The sequence below is a fragment of the Sorangium sp. So ce448 genome, from assembly GCF_051520915.1.
Taxonomy (GTDB): domain Bacteria; phylum Myxococcota_A; class Polyangia; order Polyangiales; family Polyangiaceae; genus Sorangium; species Sorangium cellulosum_B.
This window is the reverse complement of record NZ_CP150343.1, coordinates 2,852,975-2,868,421: the sequence shown is the minus strand read 5'-3', so window position 1 is coordinate 2,868,421 and position 15,447 is coordinate 2,852,975. Positions and strand designations below refer to the sequence as shown.

13 protein-coding genes are annotated in these 15,447 nt (G+C 72.2%); 8 read left to right on the top strand and 5 right to left on the bottom strand.

Annotation, left to right across the window (positions count from 1 at the left end; all coding sequences use genetic code 11):
- The first annotated feature begins 14 nt into the window (after positions 1–14).
- Both WMF45_RS11070 and WMF45_RS11065 read left to right on the top strand, forming a co-directional pair.
- Entirely contained in the window at positions 15–707 is a 693-nt protein-coding gene (locus WMF45_RS11070) for a DUF3540 domain-containing protein (protein ID WP_437716877.1), read from the top strand.
- A 12-nt stretch (positions 708–719) separates the two neighbouring features.
- On the top strand, positions 720–1,787 hold the full coding sequence (locus WMF45_RS11065; protein ID WP_437716876.1) for a S41 family peptidase: 1,068 nt from the start codon (positions 720–722) through the stop codon (positions 1,785–1,787).
- A 199-nt stretch (positions 1,788–1,986) separates the two neighbouring features.
- Here the strand turns inward: WMF45_RS11065 and WMF45_RS11060 are convergent, their stop codons facing one another.
- Positions 1,987–4,056 (bottom strand): hypothetical protein, encoded by a 2,070-nt coding sequence (locus tag WMF45_RS11060; RefSeq protein ID WP_437716875.1) that lies wholly within the window; start codon positions 4,054–4,056, stop codon positions 1,987–1,989.
- A 431-nt stretch (positions 4,057–4,487) separates the two neighbouring features.
- On the opposite strand from WMF45_RS11060, the gene WMF45_RS11055 reads away from it, so the two are divergent.
- A complete protein-coding gene (locus WMF45_RS11055) occupies positions 4,488–4,916 on the top strand; it encodes a hypothetical protein (protein WP_437716874.1) in 429 nt (142 codons plus the stop codon).
- 106 nt (positions 4,917–5,022) lie between these two features.
- On the opposite strand, the gene WMF45_RS11050 is transcribed toward WMF45_RS11055, so the two are convergent.
- Positions 5,023–7,086: a hypothetical protein gene (locus WMF45_RS11050; RefSeq protein ID WP_437716873.1), complete on the bottom strand. Its 2,064-nt coding sequence runs from the start codon at positions 7,084–7,086 to the stop codon at positions 5,023–5,025.
- Between the two features lie 124 nt (positions 7,087–7,210).
- On the opposite strand from WMF45_RS11050, the gene WMF45_RS11045 reads away from it, so the two are divergent.
- On the top strand, positions 7,211–8,008 hold the full coding sequence (locus WMF45_RS11045; RefSeq protein WP_437716872.1) for a sulfite exporter TauE/SafE family protein: 798 nt from the start codon (positions 7,211–7,213) through the stop codon (positions 8,006–8,008).
- 21 nt (positions 8,009–8,029) lie between these two features.
- Here WMF45_RS11045 and WMF45_RS11040 read toward each other — a convergent pair whose 3' ends face one another.
- Entirely contained in the window at positions 8,030–8,650 is a 621-nt protein-coding gene (locus WMF45_RS11040) for an SAM-dependent methyltransferase (protein WP_437551752.1), read from the bottom strand.
- A 15-nt stretch (positions 8,651–8,665) separates the two neighbouring features.
- Positions 8,666–9,799, bottom strand: coding sequence for a lysylphosphatidylglycerol synthase transmembrane domain-containing protein (locus WMF45_RS11035; protein ID WP_437716871.1), 1,134 nt, complete (start codon positions 9,797–9,799; stop codon positions 8,666–8,668).
- A gap of 112 nt (positions 9,800–9,911) precedes the next feature.
- Here WMF45_RS11035 and rfbF point away from each other — a divergent pair, with 112 nt between their 5' ends.
- The 4 genes from rfbF to WMF45_RS11015 are packed head-to-tail and all read left to right on the top strand — an operon-like array spanning position 9,912 to position 13,748.
- The gene (gene rfbF / locus WMF45_RS11030) at positions 9,912–10,682 is read left to right on the top strand and encodes a glucose-1-phosphate cytidylyltransferase (protein ID WP_437719520.1); all 771 of its coding nucleotides are present in this window, start codon (positions 9,912–9,914) and stop codon (positions 10,680–10,682) included.
- The gene (gene rfbG / locus WMF45_RS11025; RefSeq protein ID WP_437716870.1) at positions 10,679–11,755 is read left to right on the top strand and encodes a CDP-glucose 4,6-dehydratase; all 1,077 of its coding nucleotides are present in this window, start codon (positions 10,679–10,681) and stop codon (positions 11,753–11,755) included. Before rfbF ends, rfbG begins: the two co-directional genes overlap by 4 nt.
- Positions 11,752–12,714, top strand: coding sequence for an NAD-dependent epimerase/dehydratase family protein (locus tag WMF45_RS11020; RefSeq protein WP_437716869.1), 963 nt, complete (start codon positions 11,752–11,754; stop codon positions 12,712–12,714). The genes rfbG and WMF45_RS11020 overlap by 4 nt, the downstream gene beginning before the upstream one ends.
- A complete protein-coding gene (locus WMF45_RS11015; RefSeq protein WP_437716868.1) occupies positions 12,711–13,748 on the top strand; it encodes a glycosyltransferase family 2 protein in 1,038 nt (345 codons plus the stop codon). Before WMF45_RS11020 ends, WMF45_RS11015 begins: the two co-directional genes overlap by 4 nt.
- Here the strand turns inward: WMF45_RS11015 and WMF45_RS11010 are convergent.
- Positions 13,706–15,439 (bottom strand): DUF6798 domain-containing protein, encoded by a 1,734-nt coding sequence (locus tag WMF45_RS11010; RefSeq protein WP_437716867.1) that lies wholly within the window; start codon positions 15,437–15,439, stop codon positions 13,706–13,708. The two genes, WMF45_RS11015 and WMF45_RS11010, sit on opposite strands and share 43 nt — an antisense overlap.
- Positions 15,440–15,447: the final 8 nt, after the last annotated feature.

Genomic DNA, 15,447 nt, shown 5'->3' with positions numbered 1-15,447 from the left:
GAGGAGCGATGTCGATGGGAGCCATGAAGGAGAGCGATCGCGCGGCGGCCGTGCGGGTGGACGCGGCGGCGGGCGAGGAGCACGCGCCTCGGACGTACGGCGCGCACGGCGCGCGCGGCGCGGACGTGCTTCGGATCGGCCTCCCGCGGGCCGGGGGCGCGGCGGCCGACGACGCGGGCCAGGAGGGCGCCGCGGCGCTCCCGAGGGAGTACCTGGGCCCGGGCCGGGTCACGGCGGCGGAGGGGGGCGCGATCGCGGTGGAGCTGCCGGGCGGCCAGCCGGTCGCCGTCGAGATGGCGCTCGCGCTGCCCTACGAGCCCGCCGTGGGCGACACGCTGCTCGTCATCGGCAGGGAGGAGCGCTACTACGCCATCGGCGTGCTCCATGGCGCGGGTCGGACGGTGCTGTCGCTCCAGGGGGACGTGGCGGTGCACGCGAGGGACGGAGAGCTCTCGCTGTCCGGGGACAAGGGCGTCGCGATCCGGGGGCCGGAGCTCGAGGTGCAGGCGGGCAAGATCCGGATGGTGGCCGACGCCGTGGTCCAGAGGTTCACCTCGATGGTCCAGCGGGTGAGCGCGCTGCTGAGCGTGCAGGCGAGCGAGTCGCACACGATCGTGGAGAAGACGGCGTTCACGAAGGCGAAGAACGCCACGATCCTGACCGAGGAGACGGTCACGGTGAACGGCAAGCAGATCCTCTTGGGATAGGAGGCCGGCGCGATGCTCCCTGCGAACAACAAGTGCACCGGCATGAGCGCCGGCTACCCCGACGTGTGCCTGTCGCCTGCGCTCGGCCCGTTCCCGTTCCCCAATTTCGACCCGAACGCGGTGAAGTTCCCGTTCTCGTTCAACGTGTGGTTCTCGATGGGGCCTGCGCTGAGCCTCCTGGCGCGCGCGATCCTCACGATGGGCGACTGGCTGGGCACGCTGCACTGGACCTTCATGGGATCAGGCCAGTACACGTTCGGCAACGTGCGGGTCTTCATCAACTATGCCCCCGCCACGTCGCTGCTCTCTCCGAGGGCCGGCAACAATTACAACTGCTTCATCGGCGTCCAGGTGTTGCCGAGCGTGACCAACGTCTTCATCACGTACAACGGGGGCAGCGCCGGGGGCGCGCGGCCCGCCGGCGCCCCGATGCTGGCCGATCTGGACGCGCTTGTCGCGTCGCTCCACCCGTGCGGCGGCGCGTCGCCCGTCGAGAGCGTCCAGCTCGAGCCGGGGGTCGGGTACGTGAAGATCCGCACCTTCTCGCTGGACGTGCCCGCCCGGGTCCATACGGCGGTGAGGGCGCTCGAGGCCGAAGGGCTGGAGACGCTCGTGCTGGATCTGCGGGACAACCCCGGTGGGGAGCTGACGGCGTTCCTCGAGCTCGCGGGCGACTTTCTGGAGCCGGGGAGCGTCCTCGGGAGGGCGATCGACGCGGACGGCGACGAGATCGTGTACCGGTCGAGCCACCGGGATCCGTGCCGCGCGCCGCTGTGGATCCTCGTGAATGGCGGGACGGCGTCGGCGGCGGAGCTCTTCGCCGGCTGCCTCCAGTGGCACGGGAGGGCGGTCGTGGCGGGGGAGCGCACCTACGGAAAGGGAACGGCGCTGAAGGTCGCGGCGGATCCGGAGGATCGCGCGCCGGTCCTCGCGCCGGCGGCGAGGATGGTCCTGCCGGGGGGAGAGCCGATCCAGGGGACGGGGGTCCGGCCGGATGTCGAGCTGGGGGCGATTGAAGGGGTCGATCGTGGCGGGGAGCGGCGATCGCTGATGGACTTGATCGCCGGCGCAAAGGCCTGAGCGCTAGTTCCGCCCGCCAGAGGTCCGGCCAGGGATCCGGAGAGAGATCTCAACGCAAAGTCGCAAAGACGCAAAGGCGCAAAAAAAGAACAGATTTTTGTTTCTTTGCGCTCTTGGCGTCATTGCGTCGAAATCTCTCTTCATTGCGAGACAGATCCCTGGCGGGATTCGTGACACGCGGGATTGGCCGCCGCTCGGCTCAGGGGCGCACCGCGAGGTACACGGTGCTCCAGAGCTGCACCGCGTTCGACTCGTCGTGGTGCAATCGCTCCGCGCCGAAGGGGACCAGCTTGTAACAGCCGCCCTCGAAGGCCCAGCTCCAGAGCTCCCGCGTGCTCGCCTCGCGCGTCGCCGCGATGACCTCCCAGAGCGCGCTCCGCGCCCGCTCCAGCGCGCCCCGAGCGCGGGCCGGCAGATCGCCGCGGCCGAGCTGCCGCTCGAGGCCCGCGGCCAGCATCGCCTGCTGCCACGACCACGTGACCGTCCCGTGGTAATGGGCCGCCGTGAAATCCCTCCAGAGCGCCGGATCCTGCGCGAACGCGGGGTTCGCGACCAGGATCCCCACCGGCGTCCGCAGGCCGGCAGGGAACGGGCGGATCAGGCGGCCCGCGATCTCCTCCAGCGCAGCGGGCGGCGGCTCCGTGAACAGGAGGACGAAGCTGTCGTCGGAGTGCATGATGGGAATCGGCTTCCCCTCGGCGTCGAGCGCGACGGCAGGAAACGAGAGCGTCCCCGAGAGCGACGCGAGCGCCGGCGCCGCGTCCAGGCCCAGCGACGCCGCATAGGACGACACGCGCCGCCTGGCCTCGTCCTCCGGCAGCTCCACACGGAAGAACACCCCGGCGTCCTTCCACGCGCGCGAGAGCCGCTCCGCCAGGCCGGCGCGCTCCGCGTCCGCGCCGAGCAGCGGGCTCGCGAGCAGCCGCGCCGACGCGTGGAGCGCGGCCGGAACCAGCGCGGCGTTCACGTCGTAGGGGATCCGGCCGCCCGCCAGGCCCTCCTGGCTGTCACGCCACTCGCCCACCTTCATGCCCGCCTTGAGCCCGATCAGCTTCATCGGATCCCCCGTCTCGGCGAACGGGGCGGCGAGGTGGAGCACGAGCGCCACGTTCCGCGCGAGCGCCTCCGCATACGTGTCGCCCCCCGGCGTCCGGCGCGACAGGAACTCGGCGGCGCGCTCCCGGCCGGCCGCGCTGCCGAGGAGATATTCGGCGGCGACCGGCGCGAGGAGGAAGTCGTCGTCGATCATCTTGTAATCGTAGACGGGCTCGCGCAGCGCCCCGGGGATGCCCGAATCGAGGTGCATGAGCGCCGCGTACTCGCCGATCGCCTCCTCGTGCGCGACCTCACCGGTCAGGCTCAGCCGATCGAGGACCGAGCCGAGGCCCGCCTCGACCACCGCCGGCTCGAGGACGGGCAGGAGCATCCTTACCGCAAGCAACGTGTCCCGGCCGAAGTAGGTGAGGAAACGCCAGGACCCGGCCAGCAGCTTCTCCCGGTACGCGAGGAAGCCGAGCGCCTGGCGGTGGCGCGGATCGTCGCTGGCGCGCTCCGTCACGAGCTCCTCGAGGGGCACCGGCGTGAGCGGCGCCTCGTCCGAGAGCGCCGTCACCCGGACACGGAGGCCGCTCGGCCCTGCCACCAGCTCGATCCGGCCATCGTCCCCGAGCGCGGCCGTCGTGCCGTCCTGCGGCTCGATGAGCAGCTCGAGGTGATGATCGCCGTCCAGCATCGTCCGCCGCACGGCGATCGCCGCGCCCCGCTGCGAGGCGATCGCCTCGACGTCGTTCCCGAGCCAGGCCGGAACCTCGGCGTCGCGCCCCACGTCACGGAGTGTACGGACACTCCCTAGGAGCGCCCGATGGACACGCAGCACCGGCGCCTCGCTCGCGAGGAGCGCCGACACGCCGCGCATGACGCCGGGCCGCTCCACGCGCTCCACGTCAGAGACGTCCCCCTCCACCGAGAGATCGACCGGCGCGGGCAGAGAATCGAACCACACAGCGATTCCCATGTTCCCTGCCGGAAAAGCGACGATGAGCCGCGGCGACACGCCCGACGTCGTCAAGAGATGCGCGGCGGTATGACCACGACGGAAGAAGTGGTTGTCTATCTGGCCTTCATGCAGATCGAAGGCCAAGAGCTCAGCAGGTGGCGGCGCGGAGGGCGCCTCGCCGTGCTGTGCGCCGGAGACGCAGGAGGCGGCAAGCAGCGTGGACAAGGTGGTCCCCCTCAGGAATCGCTCGATCTTCGTGGGCCTCGTGGGCACCGCGGGACCGTACCCAGCCGAGGCGCGCCTGCCAAGGATCAAGGGTCTTCGGTGGCCGCCAGCTTACGTCTGCGACGCGCTGGCCGTTTATCGCGTATTTCAGCGAAATTTACCGAGGTAGAGCGAATTCGGCAGGACGCCTGGGAGGGCGTCGCCTCGACCTCACTCCGCGCGGCACGTCTGGCTCCGGGAACGGAGGCAACAGACGTGACGGACGCAACAGACGTGACGGACACGACGGACGCAAGATACAACGATGCAACGGACGCGACCGACCAGAGCACCAGAGGGCGCGTTCGCGATGACGAGATGACAAAGAAAGAGTTCACGCCTTTGTTGCCCTGTGATAACCCATCCGAGAACTCAGCTGTTGATAATGGGTTCGCAGCAGGCGAATGACCTGCGAGCCATTTTGAGGAAGGGGGTTCGAGATGGACGAGAGCATCTCCGGCCAGGCCGCGGCCGGCAGCAATGGTTCTGAACGCGCGAAGCTCAGCGTTCCGCAAGAAGGCCTGATCGCCACCTGGGTTGATGGCAGCCTCGGCGTCGTCGAAGAGGTCGTGCGCGCGGGGTTCGGCTTCCTCGAGGACGTGCGCGTCGAGACGCAGGAGCGGCTCGGCGCCACGCTCGACCTGCTCGAGGGGATCGATCGCAGCATGTTCCGGGTCGCGCGCAAGGCGCTGGCCCGCGTGGACGGAATCAGCGAGCGCGCCATTTCGAGCAGCCAGCTCGGCTGGTTCGCGCTGCTCGGCACGATCCGCCGCACGTCACAGGGCGCGGCGGGGCTCGCCTCCGAGACGGCGGTCGCCGTCGTGGGCGAGCGCAAGGCGACTCAGCAGCTCATCATGCGATCGTCGTGAGCCCGAGGAGCCCAAAACGCCGCTCCGTCGGCCGGCGATAGAGCCCTCTTCGAGCGTCGTGGGATACGGGCTCAACCGCCAGGCAGGCGAGTGAGGCGTACGCCGGTCAGCGCCCCTCGGCCCCCCGCCCTGGCTTCCCCCGGCGGTAGAGCGCGATGACGAGCGCGAGCACGGCGGCGCCCAGCCCGGCGACGGCGATGAGCCGCGCCGTCGTGCTCCACCGGCCGAACGGCCACCGGCTGGCCTGTCCCGCGCTGTCCGCCTCGCCACCGGCGCGGGGGAGCGGGACGAGCGCGCGGCGGGCCGCCGCCGCCTCGGCGAGCGCGCGGCGGACGCCGGCGGCGTCGAGCGAGGCGCCCGCCGGGATGAGGGCCCGCAGCGCGGAGCGCGCCCTGAAGAACGGGGCGCCCTCGCTGCTCCACGCGGCGGGCGCGCTGTCGAGCGCCTCGTCGAGCGCGGCCGGGATCACCTCCTTGACGATCGCGTCCACCGCGCCGGGCGACGCCGACCTCGCGAGCGCGATGTAGCCGGCGTCCTGGATCCCGCGGCGAAGGCTCTTCAGGCGCATCGAGGGGAGCACGCCGGGAAAGCCGACGGATCGGGAGGAGAACGCGCCCCGCTGCGTCCCTGGATAGAGCAGCATGCCGTCGCCGAGGCACGCGTCGCCGTCGCGGTTGTGGAAGTTCTCGGCGACCGTGAACGGGTCGATGGGCCCTTTGCCGCCGCGGTTGCCGTCGTGCCAGAACGCCGTCTCCCAGAGGAACCAGCGGTCCACCTCGTGGGAGGCCGCGATCCAGCCGTCGGCCATGAGCCCGGTGAGCGGCGCGTCGATCATGAACGTGCCGGTCCGCGGCAGCGCGCCGTTGTACACCCAGAGCCGCTGGCCGGCCTCGCGCGCGGCCCGCGCCCACGTGGAGTCGAAGCGGTTCGCCGGCGTGAGCACGAGGTCGACGTCCTGCTCCACCGGAGGGACCTCGCCGCACGAGTGCCCGACGAGGACGCGCGACGACAGGCGCGAGCCGCGGATCAGCCGGCGCCAGCCGGGCCCGCGGGGGCTCTCGCACTGCTCGTCGATCGCGTAGAGCATCACGTCGTCGACCGCCGGCGGGAGGACGTCCGCGACCGCCTCGACGCGGCGGAGGGTCGCTTCCGCGGGATCACCGAAGCTGCCATAGGCGCCGAGCGCCACCGCCCCGGGCGGCACACCCGCGCCCGGCCCCCGGTAGCCGCGCGCCTCCGTGAAGAGCGAGCCGTCGATCGCCGAGCGCAGCCGCTCGACCTCGGCGGGGCTCCGGACCGACGCGAAGCCGTCGACGTGGTGCTCGTGGAGCAGCTGCCAGAGCTGCTGCTCCACGGCGGGCCCGTCGCCGACCCGCGCGGCGACCTCGTCGACGTCGTAGAACGCGATGAAGTCGACAGCGCCGTACGGCAGCGTCGCGGGGGCGACGTCGAGCTTCAGATCGAGCGACGCGAGCTCGCCGTGCGACGCCGATCCGACCACCACCCTCCCCTCGTAGGCGCCGGGGAGGGCGCCCTCCGGGACGTGGAGATCGATCCAGACCGCTCGGGTCTCGCGGGCGCCGACCTCGAGCGGGTACGGCGCCCAGGGGGGCGCGAGCTCGACCGGGATGAGCGCGTCGGGGAGGAACCCGAGGTGCGCTTCGTCGGGCGGCCGCGCCGCAGGGCTCCACCCGAGCGACTCCCGGGGGCGCTGCTCGTTGCGCGAGCGCTGCGTGATCTCGACGTAGTGCTCGACGAAGCGGCGGATCGAGATCGCCCCCGCGGGCGCCGCTCCCTGCCCCTGCGCGGGCTGCTGCGGCGCCGGCGGCGCCTTGGCCGGCGCGCCCGGGCCGGCCGCGGGGCCGAGCGCGGAGAGCTCGACCGTCACGCCGCGCACGGGCTCGGCGCCGGCCTCGACGACGACCTGGAAGGCGACGACCTCCGCGCGGAGCGCGCCGAGCCGGATCGGCTCGCCGGGCCGGAAGACCGCGTTTCCTTCGCCGCGCGAGAGCGGCAGGCCGACGTCCTCCCGGCGGACGCGCGTGCCGTCGTCGGCCACCCAGACGCGCGCGCGCTCGGGCTGCCCCTCGCCGGCGGCCGCTTTCGCGAGCGCGCCGCACGCCATGGCGGAGAGCAGCGCGGCGGGGAGGTGCGGGAAGGATCGCGGCATGTCGCTCGGCTCTCCGAGGAGGTGCGGCGGCCGGGGTCGGCCGCAATGTCATCCTAGGGGCGCCGCGCCCGCCCCCTCAAGCGCGGCGGTTGACAGGCCGGCGGGGCTCGGGCGATCTCGCGCCGTGGATCTGACCCGAGCGGCACTCCTCGCCGGCGGCGCCGCCGTGGCCGGCGCCATCAACGCGGTGGCCGGGGGCGGCACGCTTGTGTCGTTCCCCGCGGCGATCGCGGCGGGGCTGCCCCCGCTCGCGGCGAACGCGACGAACGCCGTGGCGCTCACGCCGGCGTCGCTCGCGTCGGCGTGGGCGTATCGCCGCGAGCTCTCCCGGGACTACCGGGTCCTCGGCGTCCTGTTCCTGCCCTCGCTGCTCGGCGGCGTCGTGGGCTCGGCGCTCCTGCTCGTGACGCCGCAGCGCGTGTTCGACGCCGCGGTGCCCGGGCTCGTGCTCCTCGCGACGCTGCTCCTGCTCTGGCAGAACCTGCGCCCGGCGAAGCCCTCTGCAGCGCCGTCACCCGCGGCGGATCCCGGCGCGGAGCGCTTCGCGCTGCCCTCGCGGCCGTGGCTCGTGTTCCTGCTCCAGTTCCTCGTGAGCGTCTACGGCGGCTACTTCGGCGCGGGCATCGGCATCATGATGCTCGCGCTGCTCTCCTCGTTCGCGGGCGACGTGGACATCCACCGGCTGAACGGGATCAAGACGGTGCTCGCGAGCCTGATCAACGGCGTGGCGGCGCTCGCGTTCCTGTTCGCGGGCGCGGTCGACGCGGTCGCCACGCCGATCATGATGGCGGCGGCGGTTGTCGGCTCGCTCGCCGGCGCCGTGGTCGCCCGCCGCATCGAGCCCAGGAAGGTGCGGTGGTTCGTCGTCGCGCTCGGCCTCACGCTCACGGCCAAGCTCGCGTGGGACCGGTTCGGCGGCTAGCTCGGCGGCTCGCCCGGACGGCTACGCGACCCGCGGCGCCTCGAGGCTCATCATGAAATGGGAGGCGGGCATCCTGAGGGTGTCGCCCACGAAGCGCTCTTCGATCCGGCCGAAGGACCGGTCGGCGAGCCGCCGGAACGCCTGCGGGGTGCGGATGTAGTCGCCGCGATCGTTCTTCGCGATGAGCCGCGCCAGCGAGGACTGGCCCTCCCAGAAGGCGGTGTCGAGCGTGATCACGCGGCCCGAGGGGCGGATCGAGCGCGCGACCAGGGAGAGCAGCGAGCTCGCCACCTCGTCGTCCACGTGGTGCAAGAGGCCCAGCATCAGCACCCGGTCGAAGGGGGCCAGCGCGCGCGCGTGCAGCTCGCCGAACGGCTCGTCGTAGAACCTGGCCCGATCCCCGTGGCGCGCGCGGGCCGCCGCGATGTGGCGTCGGTCGGTGTCGAACCCGTGGTAGTCGACCGCCGGCAGGCGATCGAAGTAGTACGCAGGGCCGCAGCCGATATCGAGCACGCGATCGCCGGGGCGCAGATCGAGCGCCTCGAGGCACGCGCGCCGGGCCAGGTCGGCCCCGACGAGGCGCTGGGAGAGGACGTACAGGGCGGCATGGCCGCGATCGAGCAGGTGGGAGGAGAGCGCCATGAAAGGGCGGCGAGCCTAGCTCGCGCCCGGCGGCGAGGGTAGCCCCTGCGGCCTCACGTCCTCGGCCGGATTTTCAGCGAACGCCTGGCTCAGCGGCGCGCCCTCCACCGCGAGCGCGATCGCGCCGAGCAGCACAACGAGCCCGACCTGCAGCGAGTAGGTCGAGAAGACGAGCGCCGAGCCGGGGCCCATCACGACCTCCGGCGCGAGGTAGAGCGAGAGCCCCGCATAGACCGCCATCTGGAACGTGCCGAAATACCCCGGCGCGTTCGGGAGGAGGACGCCGAGGTGGAGCACGCCGACGAGGACGGCCGCCCGCGGGAAGTCGATGGGCAGAAGGCCGCACCCGAAGGCCACGACCTGCATCGCCCACACGTTCAGGAGGAAGTACCCCGCCGTCGCCAGGAGGAACGGGGCCGTGTACCGGAGCCGGGGCAGGAAGCCGAGGCCCGAGGCGACCCGCTCCACGGCGTCGGCCAGGCGGCCCGCGAGCTTCGTCGAGACGAGGCCGACCACGCGCTCGGTCGCGCGCCGCGCCCAGGCCCTGCGGAAATAGAAGACGCCTATCGCGACGAACGCCGCGCCGAAGACGGCGAGCGCCAGGTAGGCGGCGCGCGGGACGGCGGCGGCGGGGACGGCGAGATCGCCGATCCGATCCGGGAGCGGCTCGCGGGGGCGCGCGAGCGCGAGCCCGGCGAGGAGCAGCGCGCTGAGGAACAGGCCGTCGATGATCCGCTCGGCGGCCACCGTGCCCGCCGCCGCCCACGCGGACAGGCCGCGGCGGCGGATGAGCAGCGGGCGCACCGCCTCCCCGGTGCGGAACGGCATCAGCACGAGCGCGCCATAACCAATGAAGGAGACGGCGACGACGCGCCGGAGCGGCACGGGCTCGATGGGCGCGAGCAACCACGTCCAGCGGTGGGATCGCAGGTAGAGCGCGGCGACATAGAGCGCGCCGTGCAGCGCCAGCGCCCACCACGTCACGCCCGCGAACGCGGCCCTGTCCGGCACGACGGGCAGCCCCCCGACGCGCAGCACCCACGCGCAGCCGAGCGCGACGAGGAGCGACGCCGCGATCGCGAGGCGATGCCTCTGCAGGCTCCCTGACCGGAAGAGGCCTCGCAGCGACGCCGGCTTCGCCATGCTCATGCGGCCGCGTCTACCACGGCCCCGCTGCCCGAGGTAGCGAAGCACATCGCCCGCGGTTCGCGCCGTGTAAGTTCTTTCGTTCTGATCTATCCTCCGGCGCCCCATGGAACCCATGAAGGTCGTCCTGCTCGCCGGAGGCTTCGGAAGCCGGCTCGCCGAGCACACCGAGGCTCGCCCGAAGCCGATGATCGAGATCGGCCCGTATCCGATCCTCTGGCACATCATGCAGATCTACGCGGACCACGGGTTCAACGATTTCGTCGTGGCCTGTGGCTACAAGGGCGAGGTCATCAAGGATTACTTCCACAACTTCTACGTTCGCAGCGCGGACTACGTGGTGAATCTGCGAGACGGCGCCCAGCGCTTCGTCCGGAGCGCCGCGCCGGACTGGACGGTGGCCCTCGTGGACACCGGGCTCAACACGATGACGGGCGGCCGGCTCCGGCGGCTCGACGCGTGGCTCGACGGCCCGCGCTTCATGTGCACCTACGGCGACGGCGTGGGCGACGTGGATATCCGCCGCCTCGTCGAGTTCCACAAGTCCCATGGCAAGCTCGCGACGGTCACGGCCGTCCGCCCGCCGGCGCGCTTCGGCGGGCTCTCGCTCGAGGGCAACCTCGTCCGCGAGTTCTCGGAGAAGCCCCAGTCCGGCGAGGGCTGGATCAACGGCGGGTTCTTCGTGTTCGAGCGGCGCGCGCTCGAGTACATGACCGACGACACCACCGTGCTCGAGCGCGAGCCGCTCGAGCGGCTCGCCTCGGAGGGCCAGCTCGCGGCGTACCGGCACGACGGCTTCTGGCAGCCGATGGACACGCTGCGGGAGAAGCGGCTCCTCGAGTCGCTGTGGGAGTCCGGCAAGGCGCCCTGGAAGACCTGGGCATGACCGGCCGCGGCGCCTCGTTCTTCGCCGGGCGCGCGGTGCTCGTCACCGGGCACACGGGCTTCAAGGGCAGCTGGCTCTCGCGCTGGCTGACGCTCATGGGCGCGCGCGTTGTGGGCTTCTCGCTGCCGCCGGAGGGGCGGCCGAACCTGTTCGAGCTCGCGGGCATCGCGGGCGACGTCGCCTCCGTGACCGGCGACGTGCGGGATCTGCCGGCGCTGCTCTCCGTCGTCGAGGAGCACCGGCCCGAGATCGTGCTGCACCTCGCGGCCCAGCCGCTCGTCCGGCGCTCGTACCGCGAGCCCGCGGAGACGTTCGCGACCAACGTGATGGGGACGGTGAACGTGCTCGAGGCGTGCCGGCGCGTGGGCTCCGCGCGCGCCATCGTCGTCGTGACCTCGGACAAGTGTTACGAGAACCGCGAGTGGGTCTGGGGCTACCGCGAGGACGAGCCCATGGGCGGGCACGACCCGTACAGCAGCAGCAAGGGCTGCGCCGAGCTCGTCACGGCGGCCTACCGGCGCTCGTTCTTCTCCGGCAGCGGCGCGGCGGTGGCGTCCGCGCGGGCGGGGAACGTCATCGGCGGGGGCGATTTCTCCGAGGATCGGCTGGTGCCCGACATCGTGCGCGGCGTCGCCGCCGGGGAGCCGATCGTCATCCGCAACCCGCTCGCGACCCGGCCCTGGCAGCACGTGCTCGAGCCGCTCGGGGGCTACCTCCTGCTCGCGCGGCGGCTGTGCGAGGCGCCCGCGGCCCACGAGGGCGGGTGGAACTTCGGGCCGCGCGACGGCGACACGTGCGCGGTCGGCGGCGTCGCCGAGCGGCTCATCCAGCAGCTCGGGCGCGGCGCGCTCAGGCTCGTGCCGCCCGAGCACCGCTCCGGCCCGCACGAGGCGCAGCTGCTGCACCTCGACGTCAGCAAGGCGCGCGCCCGGCTCGGCTGGACGCCGCGGCTCACGCTCGACGAGACCGTCGCGCTGACGGCGCGCTGGTACCGCGCGTACCTCGACGATCCCGCGTCGAGCCGCGCCGAGCTCGACGCGCAGATCCGCGCGTACGGGGTCGATTTCGCATGAGCGCCGGGCTCGGTGCGGTCCTCGTCACCGGCGCCACGGGGTTCATCGGCGCGGCGCTGGCGGCGCGGCTCGCGGCGACGGGCGCGCGGACGGCGTGCCTCGTCCGCGCGGAGAGCCCCCGCCGGGCGCGGCTCGAAGGCATCGCCGGGGTGGAGGTCCTGCCCGTCGCGTCGTTCTCGACGCCGGAGCTGGCGCGGGCCGTCGCGGCGATCCAGCCCGAGGTGGTCTTTCACCTGGCCGCGTCCGGGGTGAACCCGAGCGAGCGGGATCCGGAGCTCGTGGTGGACGGGAACGTGGGTTTGACGACGCGCCTGCTCGCGGCGCTCGCGGAGATCGGGCCGCACCGGCCGGCGCGCTTCCTCCACGCGGGCTCGTGCTCCGAGTACGCCCCGGCCCCGGAGCCCGCGCGCCTCCGCGAGGATCACCCGCTCGATCCGGCGTGCGTCTACGGCGCGGCCAAGGCGGCCGCCTACCTCTGCGGCAAGGCCGTCGCGGCGCGGCTCCGGATCCCCTTCGTCGCGCTGCGGCTCTTCGGCGTCTACGGCCCTGGCGAGGGCCCCGCGCGCCTCATCCCTCACCTCATCGCGCGCTTCAGGGCGGGCGAGGCGCCGGCCCTGACGCCGGGCGCGCAGGCGCGCGACCTCACCTACGTCGACGACGTGGTCGAGGCGCTGATCGCCGCCGCGACGTCGAGAGGCCTCGAGTCCGGCCGCGCGTACAACGTGTGCTCGGGCGCGCCGGTGCGCGTCCGCGAGGTGGCCGAGCGCGTCGCGCGCGCGGCGGGCTGGCCCGGCGGCGATCTGGGCCTCGGGCGCCTCCCCTACCGGGACGGCGAGCCCATGTGGATCGTCGGTGATCCATCCCACTTCGCGGAGGCGACCGGGTGGCGGCCCCGGATCGCGCTCGACGAGGGGGTGCGGCGCATGATCGAGGCCGCCGATGCAGAGAGGGCGCCGTGAGCGACGCGGAGAGCGGGCGCAGGCTGATCTCGATCGTCGTGCCTGTCTACAACGAGGAGCGCAACGTGGCCCCGCTGTACGAGGCGGTCGCCGCGGTGATGCGCCGCATCGCGGATCGGTACGACTTCGAGCTCGTCTTCACCGACAACCGCAGCACCGACGGGACCTTCGACGAGCTCGTGAAGCTGGCGGCGCGGGACGAGCGGGTCCGCGTCTTCCGCTTCTCTCGCAACTTCGGCTTCCAGCGCTCCATCTACACGGGGTACATGAAGGCGCGCGGCGACGCGGCCGTGCAGATCGACTGCGACCTGCAGGACCCGCCGGAGCTCATCCTCGACTTCGTGAAGGAATGGGAGGCGGGCGCCCAGGTGGTTTACGGGATCCGCCGCAGCCGCAAGGAGGGTTATCGGATCACCCTGCTCCGGCGGGTGTTCTACCGCCTGATCGATTTCCTCAGCGAGGATCACCTGCCCCACGACGCGGGCGACTTCCGGCTCGTGGATCGCCGGGTGCTCGAGGTGCTGCGCCAGGTCGACGACACCAAGCCCTACCTGCGCGGGATGCTGGCCACGCTCGGGTTCAAGCAGACGGGCATCGCCTACGATCGGGCCGCGCGGGAGCGGGGTGAGAGCAAGTTCCGGATGAAGGATCTCGTCGGGCTGGCGCTCGACGGCATCCTCAGCCACTCGACCGTGCCGCTCCGGGTCGCGACCTACACGGGGCTCGTGGTCTCGGCGCTCACGCTCCTCGCGATCGGGGGCTACGCCGTCGGCAGGGTCATCTATGGCGCGGACTGGCCTGCTGGCTTCGCGACGACCACGCTGCTCATCCTGCTCTCGCTGAGCATCAACGCCCTGTTCCTGGGGATCATCGGCGAGTACGTGGGCCGCATCTACCAGCAGGTGCGCAGGCGCCCGCTCACGATCATCGACCAGAGCGTGGACCGGGCGCCGCCGCGCGAGGCGGGCGCGGCGCCCCAGGCCGAGATCCGCTATTCGCGGACGTCGAGCACGGTGAACCCGCTGTTGGAATAGACGGTCTTGTACCCGTCTATCGCCTTGTTCTGGCCGCGGCGCAAGACGACGTAATCCACGCCATAACGCTCCCGCAGGGTCCGGACGCGGGCCTCGTCGAGGCTGTCATAGCCGTCCAGATCCTTCTGGCCGCGGACCTTGCGGCCGGTGACGGCCTCGAGCCGGCGGAGCCACTCGAGCACGTCGCCCGGGACGATGGGGTTCGACTTCCAGTCGACGACGATCGGCCGCTGCCCGTGGAAGCGCATCTTCTCGCTCTCCGGCGGCGTCAGGAAGATCGCGTCCACAGGGGTGCTGGCCTGCATCCAGGCGTACAGGGACCGCTCGTCGGCGCGCAGGCCGGAGAGGACGCTGGAGCTCCGGCGGATCTCCTGGAGCTTCGGCACGAGAAAGACGAGCAGGACGGCGAGCGCGGAGGCGAGCCCCACGAGCGCGCCGCCGCGCTGCCAGAGCGCGCGGGCGCGCGCGAGGCCGGGCTCGGGCGCGAAGCGCCTGGCGGACTCCGAGGCGAGCCGGGACAGCGCGGCGGCGGCCACGACCCCGGCGGCCAGCGCCGGGACGCGCGCGGACTTCTCGACGCTGCCGTACAGGGCGAGGACCCCGAGGCCGCCGACGATCAGGGCCATCGCGGTGACGCCGTAGCGACGCCCGGCGGAGGGCTCCAGGAGGACGCGCACCGCTCCCGCGCACCCCAGCGCCGTGAGGAGCAGCTCCGCGTGCGGGGCGACGCGCCACGCGAAGAGCTGCGTGACGGGGCGCAGCCCCGCGAGGGCCGAGAGGCCGACGCACGTCCAGATCACGAGGACGAGCGCGAGGATCAGGGTGACCAGCCTCGCCGCAGGGCTCTTGCGGTTCCTTGTGAGCGGCAAGGCCGCGCCCAGCCCGAGCAGGTGCCACGCGATGAAGCTGAAGAACTCGCGCTCGCGGCCCTGGATGACGAAATGATGAGGGGCCCGGATGGTGGTGTAGATCTCCTGTGCGAGCCTCGCGTCCTTCGCCCCGGCGGTGGCGAGGATCATCGGCGCAAAGAGCACAAGGACGGCGAGCGGCGGCAGGAGCTGCCGCGCGGCGCGGTGAAAGAGCTCTCTCCGGTCGCGCACGCCGAGCCCGAGGTGCGCGAGCGCGTAGGCGCCGAAGAAGAGGATCAGGTAGTTGGCGTGGAAGAGGCCGCTCGCAGCGAGCGCGATGCCGGAGGCGAGCCACTGGCCCCGCACGAAGAGGGGCACCGAGATCAAGAACGCCGCGGAGCCCAGCGACGAGGGCTGGAGGATGAAATCGAAGACGTAGGTATCGCAGGGACCCCAGGTGCGCGTGAGCGTGGCGAACGCGACCAGCAGCAGGAAGCTGGGCAGCGCGTGGCGGCGATCGACGAGGGTGCGCAGCAGGAAGTAGACGGCTGTCGTGCCGACACCGATGACCACGGTCTGGGCGATGCCGACGCCCCACCCCTTCTCATTGAGCGCGAGGAGCCCGGCAGCCAGGTACTTGAACGCGGGGTGATAGTGGGTCGTGCTGGTCGCAAACCAGTCCCGCGCGAGGATGTCGGGGTGCACGAGCCGCAGCGACCCGAGCATGTACACGACCTGATTGTTGACGCCGCAATTCCACCCGAACGAGGCCCCGAAGAGCAGCGATACCACCGCGGCAAGCGTGACCTCAGCGCGATCCCAGATGCGTTCCAGCACGGACATGGCGGCGC

What these genes read in the sequence shown, in the direction of transcription:
- WMF45_RS11070 (WP_437716877.1), top strand. Translation starts at nt 15, where the DNA reads ATGGGAGCCATGAAGGAGAGCGATCGCGCGGCGGCCGTGCGGGTGGAC.
- WMF45_RS11065 (WP_437716876.1), top strand. Translation starts at nt 720, where the DNA reads ATGCTCCCTGCGAACAACAAGTGCACCGGCATGAGCGCCGGCTACCCC.
- WMF45_RS11055 (WP_437716874.1), top strand. Translation starts at nt 4,488, where the DNA reads ATGGACGAGAGCATCTCCGGCCAGGCCGCGGCCGGCAGCAATGGTTCT.
- WMF45_RS11050 (WP_437716873.1), bottom strand. Translation starts at nt 7,086, where the DNA reads ATGCCGCGATCCTTCCCGCACCTCCCCGCCGCGCTGCTCTCCGCCATG.
- WMF45_RS11040 (WP_437551752.1), bottom strand. Translation starts at nt 8,650, where the DNA reads ATGGCGCTCTCCTCCCACCTGCTCGATCGCGGCCATGCCGCCCTGTAC.
- WMF45_RS11035 (WP_437716871.1), bottom strand. Translation starts at nt 9,799, where the DNA reads ATGAGCATGGCGAAGCCGGCGTCGCTGCGAGGCCTCTTCCGGTCAGGG.
- rfbF (WP_437719520.1), top strand. Translation starts at nt 9,912, where the DNA reads ATGAAGGTCGTCCTGCTCGCCGGAGGCTTCGGAAGCCGGCTCGCCGAG.
- rfbG (WP_437716870.1), top strand. Translation starts at nt 10,679, where the DNA reads ATGACCGGCCGCGGCGCCTCGTTCTTCGCCGGGCGCGCGGTGCTCGTC.
- WMF45_RS11020 (WP_437716869.1), top strand. Translation starts at nt 11,752, where the DNA reads ATGAGCGCCGGGCTCGGTGCGGTCCTCGTCACCGGCGCCACGGGGTTC.
- WMF45_RS11010 (WP_437716867.1), bottom strand. Translation starts at nt 15,439, where the DNA reads ATGTCCGTGCTGGAACGCATCTGGGATCGCGCTGAGGTCACGCTTGCC.